Raw genomic sequence first — 15,245 nt, 5'->3', positions numbered from 1 at the left:
CATTTCATATTATAGAACCGAAAAGAGACGAAATAAAGGGCAAATTGGAAGTGTTGAAAAAACATCCGGCCCCATCATGGGGCCGGATGCGTCGAACGGGGCGGAACTAGGCTTTCAGCGCTTCCGCGTAGAGCACCGGAACGACCACCAGGGTCAGCACGGTGGCGAAGGAAAGGCCGAACATGATGGTCACCGCCATGGCGGAGAAAAGAACGTCGAAGTAGAGTGGGATCATGCCGAGGACGGTGGTGAGAGCCGCCATCATTACGGGACGGCACCGGCTGATGCCCGAATCCAGGATGGCGTCGAAGGGGGCTTTCCCAAGCCGGATTTCGAGGTCGATCTGGTCGATGAGGACAATGGCATTCTTGATGAGCATCCCGGCCAGGCTCAGGAACCCCAGGAGAGCGAGGAAGTCAAAGGATTTTCCCATGACCAGCAGCCCCACGGAAAGGCCCATGACGGACAGGGGCAGGCAGAGAAGGATGATGAGGGGCTGCCGGAGGCCGTTGAAGAGGGCCACCAGAATAACCACAATAACCATGAAGGCCACGGGGATCATTCCCATCAGACCGCCCTGGGCTTTGCGTGAGTTTTCATATTCACCGCCCCATTCCATGGTGGTGCCGGGGGGCAGGGGAAGGGACTCAATCTTTTCCCGGACTCGGCTGAAAAGGGCGGCAGCCGACCCTGAACCGCTGTCGGCCTCCACGGTGAGAGCCCTCATGCGGTTGATGCGGTAAACGGCCGGGTCCTCGGCGGTCACTTCGATGTCCTGTGCCGCCTGCGCGAGGGGGATGTACCGCCGGGAGAGGGTGCTCCAGATCTGGGTCTCGCCCAGATTCTCCAGGCTGCCCCGCTCTTCCGCCGGAAGACGGGCCATCATGGGGACAAGTTTTTCCCCTTCCCGGAAGAGCCCGACTCTCAGTCCCGAATAGGACGCCTTGAGGGCGTTCGCCACGTCCTTTCTGGTCAGGCCGAGTTCCTGGATGGTATCGCCCAGGACGGGGCGGATGACCTTGACCCGTTCGCCCCAGTTGTCCCGTATGTTGATGCTGTCGGGGTCTTCTTTCAGAACGGCCACGGCTTTGTTCCGGAGGTCCCTGAGGGTGTCGGGATCCTCGCCCAGAAAGCGGACCTGGACCTTCGCGCCGCCGCCGGTTCCCTTGCTGAAAGAGCGGATTCTCGGGTCGAGATGGGGCAGTTCGGCCCGGACAAATTCTGCGAGCCTGCTTTTCAGCCGTTCAGCTCCCTCGGAATCCGTAGCCTCCACAATAAGATGGCCGTAGTTTGACGCAGGGTCCCCGGGGGTGTAGGTGAGGATGAAACGCAGCGCTCCTTCTCCCGCGTAGACGGCCACTGATTTCGTTTCGGGCTGAACGGAAAGGAAGGCCTGCATTCTCCGGCCGTCGTCAAGGGTGGCTTCCACGCCGGTTCCCCTGATCCGCCAGAAATCCACGGTGAACATGGGGCTCGTGGAGTTGGGGAAGAAGGATTTGTCCACCATGCTGAAGGCAGCCATGGAGAGGACCAGCAAGACGAACACCGAGGCGATGACGGTCTTTCGCCGGGTGAGGCAGATCCGGAGGAAATTCCGGTACGCCCTGTAGATGGGCGTGCCGTAAGGATCGGTGGAGACTGCGGATTTCGTTGTCCTGAGGACGGCAGCTCCCGCGAGGGGGGTGACCGTTACCGCGAGGAGCCAGCTGAGCATAAGAGAAATGCCCACCACCTGGAAGAGGCTCCGGCAGTATTCACCCGTGCTGTCGGGGGAGAGTCCTATGGGAGCGAAGGCGATTACGGCGATGATGGTCGCCCCGAGAAGGGGCATCTGGGTCTGCCCCACCACCTCCCTGGCGGCAGCGGCGGGGTCCTTCCCCTGCTCGACTCCCACGAGAATGCCGTCGGCCACCACGATGGCGTTGTCTACGAGCATCCCGAGGGCGATGATGAGAGCCCCGAGAGAGATGCTGTGGAGGTCGATGGCCGCGAGTTTCATGGCGACGAAGGTGGCGAGGATGGTGAGAAGGAGCATGGCGCCGATGAGCAGGCCGCTCCGGAGGCCCATGAAGACGAGAAGGATGCCGATAACGATGGCGAGGGCCTCGAGAAGGTTCGTGACGAAGTTGTCGATGGACTCTTTGACTGTGTCCGCCTGGTAGTAGATCAGATGCATCTCCATCCCCACGGGGGTCCGGGGGAGGAGTTCCCGGAGCCTCTGCTTCACCGCTTCGCCGATGGTGATCACGTTGCCCCCGTCCACATTGGAGACGCCTATGCCGAGGGCGGGTTTGCCGTTGAACCGCATGGCCCTTGCCGGAGGTTCCATGTAGCCCCTGGATACCGAGGCGATGTCGCCGAGCCGGAGGGTCTGCCCGGAGCCTGCCCGGAGCAGAAGGTTTTCCAGGACGTCCAGGGACGAAAAGTATCCCGTGGGGGCTATGCGAAGCAGCTCCGGCCCCACGGCTGCCGAGCCCGCTCCTGTGACCACGTTCTGGGCGGAAAGAAGGTTCGATATTTCGTCCAGGGAGATTCCCAGGGCAGCCATGCGGGTGCGGTCCATCTCCAGGTAGATGACCTCCTGCTGGATGCCGGCGATTTCCACTTTTGCCACCCCCGGAACGAGAAGGAGCTCACGGCGCAGGAAGTCTCCGTGATCCTCCAGCTCCCGGAAGGTATAGCCGTCCCCGGTGAGGGCGAAATATACGCCGAAGACATCGCCGTAGTCGTCGTTCACCACCGACGGGCCCGCTCCCGGGGGGAGGCTGGACTGGATATCCGATATTTTTCGGCGAAGTTCGTCCCATATCTGGGGAAGATCCTTCGCCGTGTAGGTGTCCTTGATGTCCACGTAAACGATGGACACTCCTTCTTTCGAGAGTGACCGGACCTTGTCGGTCTGGCCGAGTTTCTGGGCGGCGGATTCGATGAGAGCCGTTACCTCTTCCTCTACCTCCCGCGGCGAGGCTCCGGGGTAGGTCGTGCTTATGGCCGCCGTTTTGATGGTGAAAGACGGGTCTTCAAGTTTCCCGAGCCTCCCGTAGGCCCAGACGCCTCCTATGACGACCAGGACGGTGAGAAACCAGGTGATGGTGCTTTTCCGCAGGGAAAAATCGGCGAAATTCATGGCGCCCCTCCGCTAACGGCGGGGTCCTTCGTAGAGGGTGACCGGGTCGCCCTCCTGCAGAAAGGACACTCCAGCCGTGACGATCCTGTCTCCCGGCGCCAGCTCTCCCTTCACTTCCGCCATGTCGGCCCGGAAGCCGGAAACCAGCACCGGAACCGCCGTGACTTTCAGAGGATCCGTGCCCGTTATTTTCCACACGAAATGCTCCGTTCCCTTTCCGGCGAAGACTGCTTCGGAAGGCACTTCCAGAGAACCGGGCAAGGACGGGTCGAGGCCGGTGACGATGACGTCCACGGTCATGCCGGGGAGGACGGTGATTTCCTCCGGCTTTTCCAGGGAGAAGGTCACCAGGTATGTCTGGGTCTGGGGGTCGGCCGAGGCTGAGGCTTCCCTGTACGCGAGGGGGATGCGCCTGTCGGGCAGGGTACTGAATCTCGCAGCCGCATGGGTGAGAACGTCTCTTCGGGCGAGGGCCACAAGCCGCTCGGAAACGGAAATGGATACTTCGAGGGAACCGAGATCCTGGAGGCTCACCACAGGCTGGTCCTTCTGGACGCTCTGGTTGTTGTCGGCGTACCTTTCGACGACCACTCCGCCGAAGGGGGCGCGGAGTTCCGTGTCCTTCAGGGCGTTCTCGGCCGCCGCCACCCGTCCCTTGATCCCCCTGATGGTGTATTCCATGGCGGCGATGTCCTCCGGCCTGGCGCCCGCACGGGCCCTGGCAAGTTCCTGGGAGGCGCTCTGGTAGGCGGAGCGGGCAACCTGGTAGGATGTGCGGGCCTTGTCGTATTCGGCCCTGGAAAAGCCGCCCGCCTTGTAGAGTTTCTCCACCCGGTCCATGGTGGTCAGGGCGTCGTTCATCTGGGCCCGGGCAGACTCCACCTTCGAAGAGAGCATGGCGACCTCTTCTTTCCTTGCCCCGGCCCTCATGGCATCAAGCTGTGCCCTGGCGTTCCCCAGCTCGTTCTTCGCATTGGCAAGCTGGATCTGGAAGTCCCTCGGGTCGAGACGGGCGAGCAGCGTTCCTTCCTCCACGTAGACTCCCTTCACGGAGGGCAGTTCGATGATCTGCCCCGACACCCTGAAGGCCAGGTCCACCTTCTGGGAAGCGACTACTTTCCCCGGGAATGTCCTTTCCCCTCCGGCGTCCCTCACGGCGACGGTCATGTACTTCACCGGCCTGGACGGGAGGGGAGTCTGAACGGCATCTTTTTCCACGGTTCCTTTGCCCGCGAAGAGATAGAGTGCTGCCGCGACCGCTGCTGTGAGCGCAATGCCTGCAATTCTTTTTTTTGCCCCACGTGCCAAGGGTATCATCCTCCCCGAAAAAAGGTAGGAAGCGGAAGCAGCCCGGCTAAAAACCGCCGGAAGCAGACTCCCGCCGCCAGGGAAAACTATGAACGCCTGTCAGGCCGAAAGCCCGGAAAGGGATTATGGCAGGAATATACAGCAAAGAAAGAAATTTCGCCAGAAAAAAAAGGAGGCGGGGCCGGTTGGGGAAACCGGCCCCGATGTTCAGGGAATGAATGTTTCTGCCCGTAAGCAGGGCCGAAATCCTCTTTCTTCAGGGAAGAAAGGGAGGAGATGCGCAATGCCTGTATCCAAAATACTGTATTCGTTATGCTAGCATCGAACGAGCCATTTGTAAAGTAGGTAAAACTACTTATCGTGAACACAATGTCATATAGGCGGTTTCCCGCCGGGAACTCAGATAAAATCGAGGGAGACGGAACCGTTTTCCCGGATCATCTCCTTCAGTACCAGGACCGCGCTGACGGCGTCGTTGAGGTTCACCAGCTCCACGGGCGAATGGGAATACCTCCGGGGCGTCAGAAGAAGGCCTACCGGAATGCCGTTGGCTTCGAGAGAGATGTTCGCGGCATCGGTGGTATAGACCTCCCCCCCGAGGGTGACCATCTGGAGGGGCACCGCCGCCCTTTCTGCGGCCTCTTCGAGTATCCGTCGCACTTTCGGGTGGACCACGTTGGCGATGAAAGCGGAGTCGTAGCCGTCCAAAAGGGCGACGGCAGGCCCGCCGCCCAGCCGCACCGGAAGCTGGCGGTCAAAGCTTACGTCCGGGGTGTCTCCGCTTGGAATGGTGTCGAGGGCTATGGCGTAGTCGGGGGCCACCCGCCCGCTGACCATGGCTGCTCCCCGAAGCCCAATCTCTTCCTGGACCGTGATGACGCCGCACAGGGTGCCGGGAAAGGACATTCCCTGCAGCTCCTCGAAAAGCGCGGTGAGGATGGAGCACCCTATCCGGTCATCCACGGCCTTGGAGCAGATGAGGTCTGGATTTGTCATCTCCATGAAATCGCCCTCGAAAGCGATGCGGTCTCCAACCCGGATACCCATGGCCAGGACTTCGTCCCGGGAGAAGGCTCCGACGTCGATGTAGCATTCGTTCATGGGTTTGACCTTCGTGCGTTCCTCGGCGCTCATGAGGTGGCCGGCCTTGATCCCCAGGATGCCCGGGATGGAGCCGTTGATCCTCACTCTCCGTCCCTGGAGAAGGAGGTCGCTCACCACGCCTATGCGGCTCATGAGGAGGAAACCGTTCGGAAGGATGTTCTTCACGCACAGGCCGATTTCGTCGGCATGGGCCGCCACCATTACCTTCGGTCCCGGAAGGCCGCCCTTTCTCACGGCCACGATGTTTCCCCACCGGTCCACCGAAAGCTCATCGGCCATGGGACGGAGTTTGTCCGCCATCGCGGCGATGACTTTCTGCTCTTCGCCGGACACGCCGGGGATGCCTGTGAGTTCCCTGAGCAAACCTCTGAGCCTCTCCTTCAGCATGGAATTCTCTCCTTTCAAAAAAGGCAGCGGGGAGCCCCCGGGGCTCCCCGCTGCGATCATGCCTGTTTCTTCAGCCAGTCGAAGGCCATGGTGGCCAGAACGGCCGGTCCTATCCAGAGGATGTCTTCGTCGATATCGAATCTGCTGTTGTGGTGGGGCCAGGTCTGTCCCTTCGCTTCATTGCAGCCGGGCAGGAAGAAGAACGTCCCCGGGGCTTTCTCCAGGAAGAAGGCGATGTCTTCTCCTCCCATGGAAGGACGGGAGATTTCCCTGACCTTTTCGGGGCCCACGATCTTCTCCGCGGCAAGCCTGAGTTCTTCTGTCATGGCGGGATCGTTCACCACGGGGGCCGGGCCTTCCCATCCGTACTTGAATTCGATGCTTCCCCGCATGCTCGAGGCGACACCTGAGGCGACCTCCTCGATACGGCGGGCCAGGAATTCCCGGGTTGCCTGGTTGAGCGCTCTCACTGTGCCGGTGATGCGGCACTCCCCCGGAATGATGTTGAAGGCAGTTCCGGCGTGGATCTCGCCCAGGCTGACTACTGTCGGCTCGAGGGGGTCCACTTCCCGGCTCACGATTGTCTGGAGCTCCGTGATGATCTGCCCGGCGATGGAGATGGTGTCCACCGAGCCATGGGGGTAGGCGCCGTGGGACCCCTTTCCCTTGATGAGGATCTCGAACCGGTCCATGCAGGCCATGATGCCGCCCGGGCGGTAACCTATCTCTCCCGGGACAAAGTCCTTCCAGATAGAGCCTGTGTGAAGCCCAGCCATGGCATCCGGTGCGGGATTGCCGAAGGCGCCGTCGTCGAGCATTCTTTTCGCTCCTCCGGGGCCGTCGGGGCAGCCTTCCTCGCCCGGCTGGAAGATGAAGAGAACAGAGCCCTCGAGCTCGTTTTTCGCCTCGAGAAGGATCTTCGCCGCGGCCAGGCCCATGGCGGCGTGGGCGTCATGGCCGCAGGCGTGCATGCATCCGTTGGTGGAAGCGAAGGGAAGGCCGGTCTCCTCCTTTATGGGCAGGCCGTCCATGTCAGCCCGGATGGCGAAAACGGGTTTCTTCCGTTTTCCCTCGAGAAGGGCGGCCACGCCGTGGCCCCCAAGTCCCTTCCGGTAGGGTATCCCCATTTTGTCCAGCTCGGCGCAGACGTAGGCCTCCGTCTGGGGGGTGTTGACGCCTGTCTCGGGTATCCTGTGCAGATCTCTTCTCCACTCTACAATAGTCTGGTGCATTTTCTGCGCTGCAGCCCGAAAATCCATCATTCGATCTCCTCCTTTTCGCAATCTTCCAATAAAACAGGCTGTACGGTGCAATAGTAGTTCAAAGGGAAGGTTTTGTACAGACGGTCATCTGTGCGTCCGGGGTCAGAAAAAAACGGGATCCCATGAAAGGGACCCCGTTTGTTGCACAAGGCTAGGATACCGCGTCCCGGACCGGGGAGAAGTCCTCGTACTCCCGGCCGTCCACGATCTCCTTCAGGGCTTCCGCGACGGCAAGAACATCCCCGAAGGAACTGTAGAGGGGAACGGGGGCAAGGCGGATGACCCTGGGGGGGCGGAAATCCGGGATGATTTTTCTTTTTTTCAGGGCCTGGCAGATCCTCCAGGCTTCCGGGTGCTCCACGGCCAGGTGACCGCCTCTGCGGTGCTCCTCTCCCGGAGTGCCCACGGAGTAGCCGTAAGGGGCGGAAGAAAGCGTCCCTTCGAGGATTTCGGCGAGAAAGCCGGTGAGGGCCAGGGATTTATGCCGGAGACGTTCCATGCCCGCTCTGGAGAATATGTCCAGGGAAGGCAGCAGGGGAGAGGCGGAAAGCACCGGGGGAGTGCCGATCTGCCATCCTCCGGCGGAGCGGGCGTGGCTGAATTCAAGGTCCATGTCGAACTGGCGGCTCTTGTCGAAGCCGAACCAGCCGGCGAGGCCCGGCTCGCGCCCGAAATGCCTTCTGTTGATGTACAGGAACGCGGGGCTGCCGGGGCCTCCGTTCAGGTACTTGTAGCTGCACCAGAAGGCGAAATCGGCATCCCAGTCTGAAAGCCTGTGGGGGAGGGCTCCGGCGGAGTGGGCGCAGTCGAAGCCGATGAGAATGTCCCGTTTGTGGGCTTCCTTTACGAGCCGCTCCATGTCCAGGAGCTGGCCGCTCCTGTAGAGCACCCCGGGCAGGAGGGCCAGGGCCGTCCGGTCGTCGAAGGCGGAGATGATGTCGTCCTCGTCGATGGTGCGGCCGTCCCTGGAGCGCACCAGCACCAGGTGCTCCTTGGGGTCAAGCCCCTTCAGTCTCACCTGGCCTGCCAGGGCGTATATGTCCGAGGGAAAGTTCAGCTCGTCGGCCACGATCTTCGTCCGGATTCCGGAGGGCTGGTAGAAGGTGCTCACCAGGGCGTGGAGGTTCACCGTGGTGGAGCCGGACATGACCACTTCGTCGGGGGAGGCCCCCATGAGGGGAGCCATCCTCCGTCCCGCCTCCTCCGCCAGGTGGAACCAGGGAGGGGTTCCCTCGAGCCAGCCGCCTATGGCAAGGTCCCGCCATTCACCGAAAGTTTTCGCCAGGGCGTCCCCGGCAGCCTTCGGGGGCAGTCCCAGGGAGTTGCCGTCCATGTAGACCGTTCCCGGAGGAATGTGGAAAAGTTCCCGGAAGGATTTCAGAGGGTCCCACCTGTCCATTTCACAGGCCCGTGACCTGAATGCTGCGAATCGTTCGTCCATAGGTCCGCCATCCTTTCCTTCAGATCGTTTTTTCGAGAATACCATATCCCCCGGGAAACGGGGGCTCCGGTCAATGCCGTCCGCTACCTGGACGGAAGGAGGTCCATGAGATTCCGGGCGATGTCCGTGTTATCGTACTCTCCGGCGAAGCGGTGCGCTCCGGCCCCGTGGGCGAAGACGGGGACGGCGGCCCCCGAATGGCCGAAGGACGACCAGACGATGCCCGCCTTCCGCCCGAGGATGCGGGTGGCCGTCACGGAAAGGGGCTCGTAGGGACCGTAGCGGCGCAGGTACTCCCTGTCTCTTTTTCGCTGGTCCTTCGGTTTCATGCTCTGGCCAAAGGCTGCCCGCAGCTCCTCAAGCTCGCCGTCCGAAAGGGCGTGGAGGCCGAATGTTTCCCTGATCATCGGCAGCATGTCTTCAAAGGTCCGGCGGCTGCCCTTCCGGAAAGCGGCAATTTTTCCGTCGAAGAATTCGGAGGACCCTTTCTGGGCCGAGAGCACGGCGAATATGTTTTCAGCATCCGTCCGGTCGTCCAGGGTCATGCCGCCGGTTTCGTGGTCGGCAAGGACGACGATGAGGGTCTCCTCCGGCCGTTTCCGGGCGAAGGAGAGGGCTTCCCTGACGGCGGCGTCGAAGGCGGACATGTCGTGAACCAGGGCGGCAGCATCGTTCCGGTGGCAGGCCCAGTCGATGGTTCCTCCCTCGACCAGGAGGAAAAAACCCTTCGGGCTGTCGAGCAGCTCAATGCCCCTTCTGGTGAAGTCCGCCAGGGAAAGGTCCCCCTTCGGGCGGTCCATTTCGTAGGGCAGGGCTCCCGCCGCGCCGGGCGCGATGATCCCGGCACCGGGGACGGCGGCCGCCAGTTCCTCCCGGGTCCTGAGCACCCGGTATCCTTTCTCCCTGGCGAGGTCGTAGATATCCCTGAGATCTCCCCTGCGGCCTCTGCGCCGGGTGACTCCTCCGCCGGCAAAGTAGTCGAAGCCGCTGGCGGCGAGTTGTTCGCCGATTTCGTAGTAGTCGGTCCTGGAAGGGCTCCAGGCATAGAAGGCCGCCGGTGTGGCGTCGTTCAGGAAGGAGGACGTGACGATGCCCGCCTTCATTCCCCTGTCTTTGGCCAGCATGGCCACGGTTATAAACCGTTTCGTCCGGGACGGGTCCATGTTGAGAATGCCGTTGTTCGTCCTGTAGCCGGAGGCAAGGGCCGTACCAGCCGCTGCCGAATCCGTCACGGCGCCGTTTGCAGCAGCAGTGGAGATTTTGCCCCTGGCAGAAAAGGTGCTGAAGGAGGGCTTTCCGGCCCCGGATGCGAGGCCGTACAGTTCCGCGGCCCGAACCTGGGCCACTCCCATGCCGTCGCCGATGAAGAGAAAGATGTACTTTGCACTTTCCCTGCCCTCGGCGCCAATAGCCGCGGCTGCGAGAAACAGCGCGATGAGGGAGGGAAGAAGGGTGTTTTTCAGGAAACACTGTAACCGGCGTGCACAGATCAGACAGGTCATCTCCTCTCAGGAAGGCCGTGGAGGCCTGGTGTGCCTATTATACCCGACTACGCCGCCGGAGAAGACGCGTCATCCCTTGCGCGGATATGCCGGTATAATGTCTTCGGAGGTGCGGCCATGAACAAAAAAATTTTCGTCAACCTGATTCTTTCCATTTTCCTGTACTGGTCCGCCGCGATTCTGCTGTACCGGGATTCCCTTTTTCTCTCCTCCCTGAAGGCTCCCGGCGAGGGATTGCTGTTCACTGGATGGTCCCTGTACCTGCTCGCTTTTTCCGTTATCGTTCTTGGAACCCTCTCCCTGCTCGCCGCCAGGGCATGGTCGAGGGGCGATGCTGCCGGGTCCGGATGGAGAGAGGCATTTGCCCGGAACAGTATTCTTTTCAGGTACTGGCCTGTTCTGCTTCTCTTCATCCTGGCGGCGGGCGCGGCGTTCTGGCTGGCAGTGAGGATTCCTGCCCCGTGACGGGGTGAAACGGCGGAGACATGGCGGGCCGTCGGGAATGAATTGCCGGACAGGGGGAAGAGAAAAGGAGCCGTCGGGAAGGAGCGTTCTGCAGCCGGATGGAGCAGGGAGGAAAATGGTTTTTCAGCGGGCCGGTTCTTCCTGTTTCCCCGTGCCTTTGGTGTTCTCAAGTCTGTCGAGGGCTCTGAGGGTCCGTTCCTCGGCGTTCAGCAGGTGGGTCATGACCGCCTGTTCCACCCTGTCGGGGTCGTGGCTTTTCAGGGCATCCAGGATTGCCCTGTGTTCCGCTGTAATTTTGACAACCGAGTTTTCCGGATTCCGGTTTTCTTCTCCGTAAAACCTCGCGTAATAGCGGATTCTCAGCGAGTAGACGCTGAGGTTTTTCAGAGAGGCCTGTATCTCCCGGTTTTTTATGTGCCTGGTGATGGCGTCGTGAAGCTCCAGATCGGAGTGCTTGTAGTAGTCGAAATCAGTCGGGTTGTCCAGGACTTTGTCCAGTACCGTATCGAGTGACCTGATTTCGCCGTCGGTGACGTGCAGGGCGGCGGTTCTGGAGCCGTAGGTTTCGAGAAGCCGCCTCATCTCGAGAATATCGAGAATTTTGTCCCGGCTCAGGCTGCTGACGGTGATGTTCCTGTTCCTGTGAACGGTCACCAGGTCGAGACCTTCAAGCCTGACAACCGCTTCCCGCACCGGAGTGTTGCTGATGCCGAATTCAGCGGTGAGCCTGTCGATGGAAAGAACGCTCCCGGGCAGCAGCTCATTGTTGATTATTTTCTCCTTCAGGAAGGAAAAAACCTGGTCGGATAGGGACTGGAAAAGGGGTTTCGCGTTCTTCGCCACGGGAGTTGTACCGTCCTTTGTCAATCAGGCTGTGCCGCAGCAATCTTCTTTTGAAGAAAGCGCATCCGGCAATGTCATCAGAATGAAATTTCGCCCGGGGTGTATTTTTTGTCCGGTTTCCCGGGAGGAGCGGCGGCGGATACTCTTCCGGCGCCGTTCCTCCCGCACGGGTTATGCCCGCTCTATCCTGAGCTTTTTTCTTCCTTCGCTCTGGCACCGGGCGCACACGGCGGCGAAGGGTTCCAGGTTTTCCTCGATCCGGGCGAAGAGCGTGCTGGGTTTCCACCCCATGGGCAGCAGGAGTCTGCTGTCCCGGCCGTAGAAGACGCCGAAGTCGTACACGATGTTCGGGTTTCCCTGCCACTGGTAAGGGGCGTAGGCATTCCAGACGATGTCCCCGGGAAGGGGGATGGTGATCTGGTTCTCCGGGGGAAGGTGAAGGCCTTCATCCAGAGGAAAGGCCCCTCCCGGGAAGGGGAAGGAGATCTCCCTGCCGGTCCACATGGCGTGGATGCACAGGCCTTCCACCGGTTTTTCCAGGGCGTTCCAGAGACAGTCGCAGGTTGACGGGGCCTTTTCGTCCAGAAGGACTGCAAAGGCCTCCACCTTTTCATCCGCAAAGGAAATTCTGAGTTTTCTCATGATGGTTATCCTCCCGATTTGATGCCTGGTTTCCGCCTGCTTTCGCTAGAAAAGAAGGGCCGGCGGCAGAACGATTTGTGCGAAATAGGTGAAAAGTCCCCATATGAAGACGGTAATACCAAGGGCCGGAAGCAGGACTTTCCGAACCATTCCTCCGTCCTTTCCGAAGTGGAAGAAAATCGCCGTGAGGTAGAGAAAAGTTCCTACGGCAAGACCGAGCCGAAGGACTCCAAAAACGAACAGCACGGCAAGTCCCATGAAGGAAATGACCCGCAGCGGCGTCACTTCGCCGTGCTTGCTTCCTCCGGTTTCACCTCTGCTGAAGAAGATGGCCGCACCGGTCAGGAACATTGTCCCCAGGGAAAGCTGGGGGAACAGCCGTGCTCCGATGCCGGCTCCGGTACTCCATTTTCCGGTGACGGTGAAGGAGAAGAAGAACAGGGCCAGGGCCATGAGCAGAAGGCCGGAGATTCCGGCAGGCTTCCGAAAAAACGGGGGTGTCTTCCGTTCAGGGGTGTGTGCGTTTTCCACGGGCATCAGTCCTCCTCCACAAGGTTTTTCTTCACGGAGAAATGAATGAGGATCAGCGACAGAATGCACAGGGCGTAAAAGCCGAGCGCTATGGGACTTTTCAGCAGGAAGCTCCATTCACCACGGCCCATGAGAAGTGCCTGGCGAAGCGCCTTTTCAGCACCCGGCCCGACGATGAACCCCAGAACGAGAGGCCCGAGGGGGAAATCGTTCTTCCTCAGGTAAATGCCGAGAATTCCGGCGGCCAGGAGCACCCAGACGTCGAACAGGGAGTTGCGGGACGCGAAGGTCCCGAGCAGCGCAAGGGCGAAGACCGTGGGAACGAGGTAGCAGGCCTTGATCTGGGCAAGTTTCGCGTACAGGGGAATGAGCCCGTGGGAAAGCGCCAGGTTGATGAAGGTGGCGTAGATGATGATGACGAACAGAGTGTAGATGATCACCTTGTTTTCTTCGATCATCATGGGTCCGGGATTGATCCCCTGCATGACGAGCGCCGCTCCGAAGAGGGCTGCCGTGGCGCTTCCGGGAATGCCGAAGGCGAAAAGGGGAATAAGGGAGGCTCCGGCAGTGGCGCTGTTTCCCGCTTCCGGCGCGGCGACGCCTTCAAGGGTGCCCTTGCCGAATTCACCAGGTGTTTTGGACATTTTCCGTGCCAGGCCGTAACTCATGAAGGCCGCGAGGGACGACCCGGCACCGGGAAGCGCGCCTATGAAGGTGCCCATTCCCGATCCGATGAGGGTAGCTTTGAAGGTGGACCAGTAAATCTTCAGGCTCATTTTGTCCTTCGCCGGGTCATAACCGACAAGGGTTTCCGCCTTTTTAACATCTTCAGCGACCTTCTGTGCCGAAAGACTTGCGCATTCTTTCCCGAACTGGATCATCAGTTCCGATACGGCAAACACTCCCACGAGGAGGGGGATCAGGGGAATGCCCCCCCTCAGGCTCGAAATGCCGAAGGTGAGCCTGACGGACCCCATCATGGGGTCCATGCCGATGGTTCCGATAAAAAGACCGATTGCCGCGGCGGCGATGCCTTTCTTCATTTCGCCCACCACGAGAAGGGAGATCATCATAAGGGCGAAAACATACAGTGCGAAAAATTCCACGGGCCCGAAGTGCAGGGCCACCTTCGCCATCGGCACGGCGACGAAAACGAGAAGCAGCGTGCTGATGAGGTCTCCTGTGACCGAGGAATAGAGCGCGGTCAGCATGGCCTGCATGGGATGCCCCTTCAGCTTCGCGGGATACCCGTCCTCCACGGTGGCTGCTGCGGCTGCCGTTCCCGGCACTCCGAAGGAAATGGCCGAGATGGAACCGCCGAACATGCTTCCCTTGTAAATCCCCATGAGCATGCCCAGAGCTGCCGCGGGAGAGACCTTGTAGATGAGCGGAAGCAGAAGGGCGATGGCCATGTCCCCGCTCAGTCCCGGAATGGCGCCGACGGTGATTCCGAGAAATACGCCGACGGTAGTGTACAAAACGACGGGAAGGGCAAACGCGCCTTCCAGTACCTGCATTAATAGTCCATCCACAGCTGCACCGTCCTCCTTGCATTGGAAAAGAGCGGGAATTCCCCTGTTCCGGGAATTGACCCGCTCTTTGTTTTCAGGCCGCCGTTACTTTTTGACGTCCGCCAGAATGGTCTTGAGGCTGGAAATTGTCCCTTCGTAGAGGCCGACCGTCTTGTCCCGGCCGTAGGGGGTCAGGAGGACGTTGGACTTGCCCGCCATTTCCTTCGCTCCTTCGGATTTCAGGGCCTCGATGAACTTCTCCTCGAGGATCTTCAATGTTTCCTCAGGAACACCCTTGGGAGCGAAAACGGTGTACCAGGCCGGAAGGACCACGTCGTACCCGAGTTCCTTCATCGTGGGGGTGTCGGGAAGGGTGGCGACCCTTTCAAGAGAGCAGACCGCAAGGGGGAACATGGTTCCGGCCTTCACGGAGGAGGCGATGGTGCTCGGCACGGACGCGCCGATGTCCACCTTTTTGCCGAGAACGAAAGCAAGGGCCTCGGAGCCGCCGGTGGTGGGAACATGGGTGTTTTTAATTCCCGCGGTTTTCTCGAAGAGGATCAGGGGCAGATGGGGAACGCTCAGGTGCCTGCCGTGGGCGACCGTCAGCGACTCTGGCTTCTCTTTCGCCGCCTTCACCCAGTCATCCACACTTTTCAGGGGGGACTCGGCGAGCACAAAGAACGTGGGGACCACTTCGGTGATCTGGACAAGGGGGACCCAGTCGGAGAGATCGTAGGTCACTTCTTCCGTGAGCGCCGTGGTCACCAGGGGGCCGTAGTCGGTGACGAGGAGCGTGTAGCCGTCCCTGGGCTGCTGCAGGACGAAGTTGATTCCTTCCTGTCCGCCCGCGCCGGGCATGCAGACCACGTCGATCCGCTGGCCGAGAATGTCCTGGGCCGGGGTGGCGAGAATTCTGGTGGAGATGTCCACTCCTCCGCCGGCCCCGTAGGGAACAACCATGCGGATCTGTTTCGCCTTCGGGAACTCTGCGGCGTAAGCCAGGGTTCCGAAAGACAGCACTGCGAGCATCACTGCGGCACCTAGAAGCATTGTTCTTTTCGTCAGCATAAAAAACTTCCCTCCCTTGGTTTATTGTGATTCTTTTCCGTTCCGCGGGTC

General features: G+C 60.4%; 12 protein-coding genes. 1 reads left to right on the top strand and 11 read right to left on the bottom strand.

The window, feature by feature from the left end:
• Window positions 1–106: 106 nt before the first annotated feature.
• The 6 genes from C8D99_RS03630 to C8D99_RS03605 all read right to left on the bottom strand — a co-directional run bounded on the left by C8D99_RS03630 (window position 107) and on the right by C8D99_RS03605 (window position 10,131).
• Window positions 107–3,127, bottom strand: coding sequence for an efflux RND transporter permease subunit (locus tag C8D99_RS03630; protein ID WP_133956479.1), 3,021 nt, complete (start codon window positions 3,125–3,127; stop codon window positions 107–109).
• A gap of 12 nt (window positions 3,128–3,139) precedes the next feature.
• Window positions 3,140–4,435, bottom strand: a complete 1,296-nt coding sequence (locus tag C8D99_RS03625) for an efflux RND transporter periplasmic adaptor subunit (RefSeq protein ID WP_166669986.1) — start codon at window positions 4,433–4,435, stop codon at window positions 3,140–3,142.
• 399 nt (window positions 4,436–4,834) lie between these two features.
• Window positions 4,835–5,926, bottom strand: a complete 1,092-nt coding sequence (locus tag C8D99_RS03620; RefSeq protein WP_133956475.1) for a M42 family metallopeptidase — start codon at window positions 5,924–5,926, stop codon at window positions 4,835–4,837.
• 56 nt (window positions 5,927–5,982) lie between these two features.
• Window positions 5,983–7,188, bottom strand: a complete 1,206-nt coding sequence (locus C8D99_RS03615; RefSeq protein ID WP_133956473.1) for a M20 metallopeptidase family protein — start codon at window positions 7,186–7,188, stop codon at window positions 5,983–5,985.
• Between the two features lie 151 nt (window positions 7,189–7,339).
• Complete coding sequence (gene kynU, locus C8D99_RS03610) at window positions 7,340–8,629, bottom strand: kynureninase (RefSeq protein ID WP_133956471.1); 1,290 nt, start codon at window positions 8,627–8,629, stop codon at window positions 7,340–7,342.
• 83 nt (window positions 8,630–8,712) lie between these two features.
• The gene (locus tag C8D99_RS03605; protein WP_133956469.1) at window positions 8,713–10,131 is read right to left on the bottom strand and encodes an alkaline phosphatase; all 1,419 of its coding nucleotides are present in this window, start codon (window positions 10,129–10,131) and stop codon (window positions 8,713–8,715) included.
• 30 nt (window positions 10,132–10,161) lie between these two features.
• On the opposite strand from C8D99_RS03605, the gene C8D99_RS03600 reads away from it, so the two are divergent.
• The gene (locus C8D99_RS03600; protein WP_133956467.1) at window positions 10,162–10,596 is read left to right on the top strand and encodes a hypothetical protein; all 435 of its coding nucleotides are present in this window, start codon (window positions 10,162–10,164) and stop codon (window positions 10,594–10,596) included.
• Between the two features lie 123 nt (window positions 10,597–10,719).
• On the opposite strand, the gene C8D99_RS03595 is transcribed toward C8D99_RS03600, so the two are convergent.
• The 5 genes from C8D99_RS03595 to C8D99_RS03575 form a co-directional block, all read right to left on the bottom strand.
• Window positions 10,720–11,463, bottom strand: coding sequence for a GntR family transcriptional regulator (locus C8D99_RS03595; protein WP_133956465.1), 744 nt, complete (start codon window positions 11,461–11,463; stop codon window positions 10,720–10,722).
• Window positions 11,464–11,610: 147 nt separating this feature from the next.
• Entirely contained in the window at window positions 11,611–12,081 is a 471-nt protein-coding gene (locus C8D99_RS03590) for a DUF3830 family protein (protein WP_133956463.1), read from the bottom strand.
• A 45-nt stretch (window positions 12,082–12,126) separates the two neighbouring features.
• Window positions 12,127–12,612, bottom strand: coding sequence for a tripartite tricarboxylate transporter TctB family protein (locus tag C8D99_RS03585; RefSeq protein ID WP_166669984.1), 486 nt, complete (start codon window positions 12,610–12,612; stop codon window positions 12,127–12,129).
• 5 nt (window positions 12,613–12,617) lie between these two features.
• Entirely contained in the window at window positions 12,618–14,129 is a 1,512-nt protein-coding gene (locus tag C8D99_RS03580) for a tripartite tricarboxylate transporter permease (protein ID WP_133956697.1), read from the bottom strand.
• 99 nt (window positions 14,130–14,228) lie between these two features.
• Window positions 14,229–15,194 carry a Bug family tripartite tricarboxylate transporter substrate binding protein gene (locus C8D99_RS03575; protein WP_133956459.1) on the bottom strand — a complete coding sequence of 322 codons (966 nt, stop codon included), beginning with the start codon at window positions 15,192–15,194 and terminating at the stop codon, window positions 14,229–14,231.
• Window positions 15,195–15,245 lie beyond the last annotated feature (51 nt).

This window comes from Aminivibrio pyruvatiphilus (assembly GCF_004366815.1).
Taxonomy (GTDB): domain Bacteria; phylum Synergistota; class Synergistia; order Synergistales; family Aminobacteriaceae; genus Aminivibrio; species Aminivibrio pyruvatiphilus.
The sequence above is the reverse complement of the archived record's forward strand: the minus strand, read 5'-3'. Positions and strand labels throughout refer to the sequence as shown.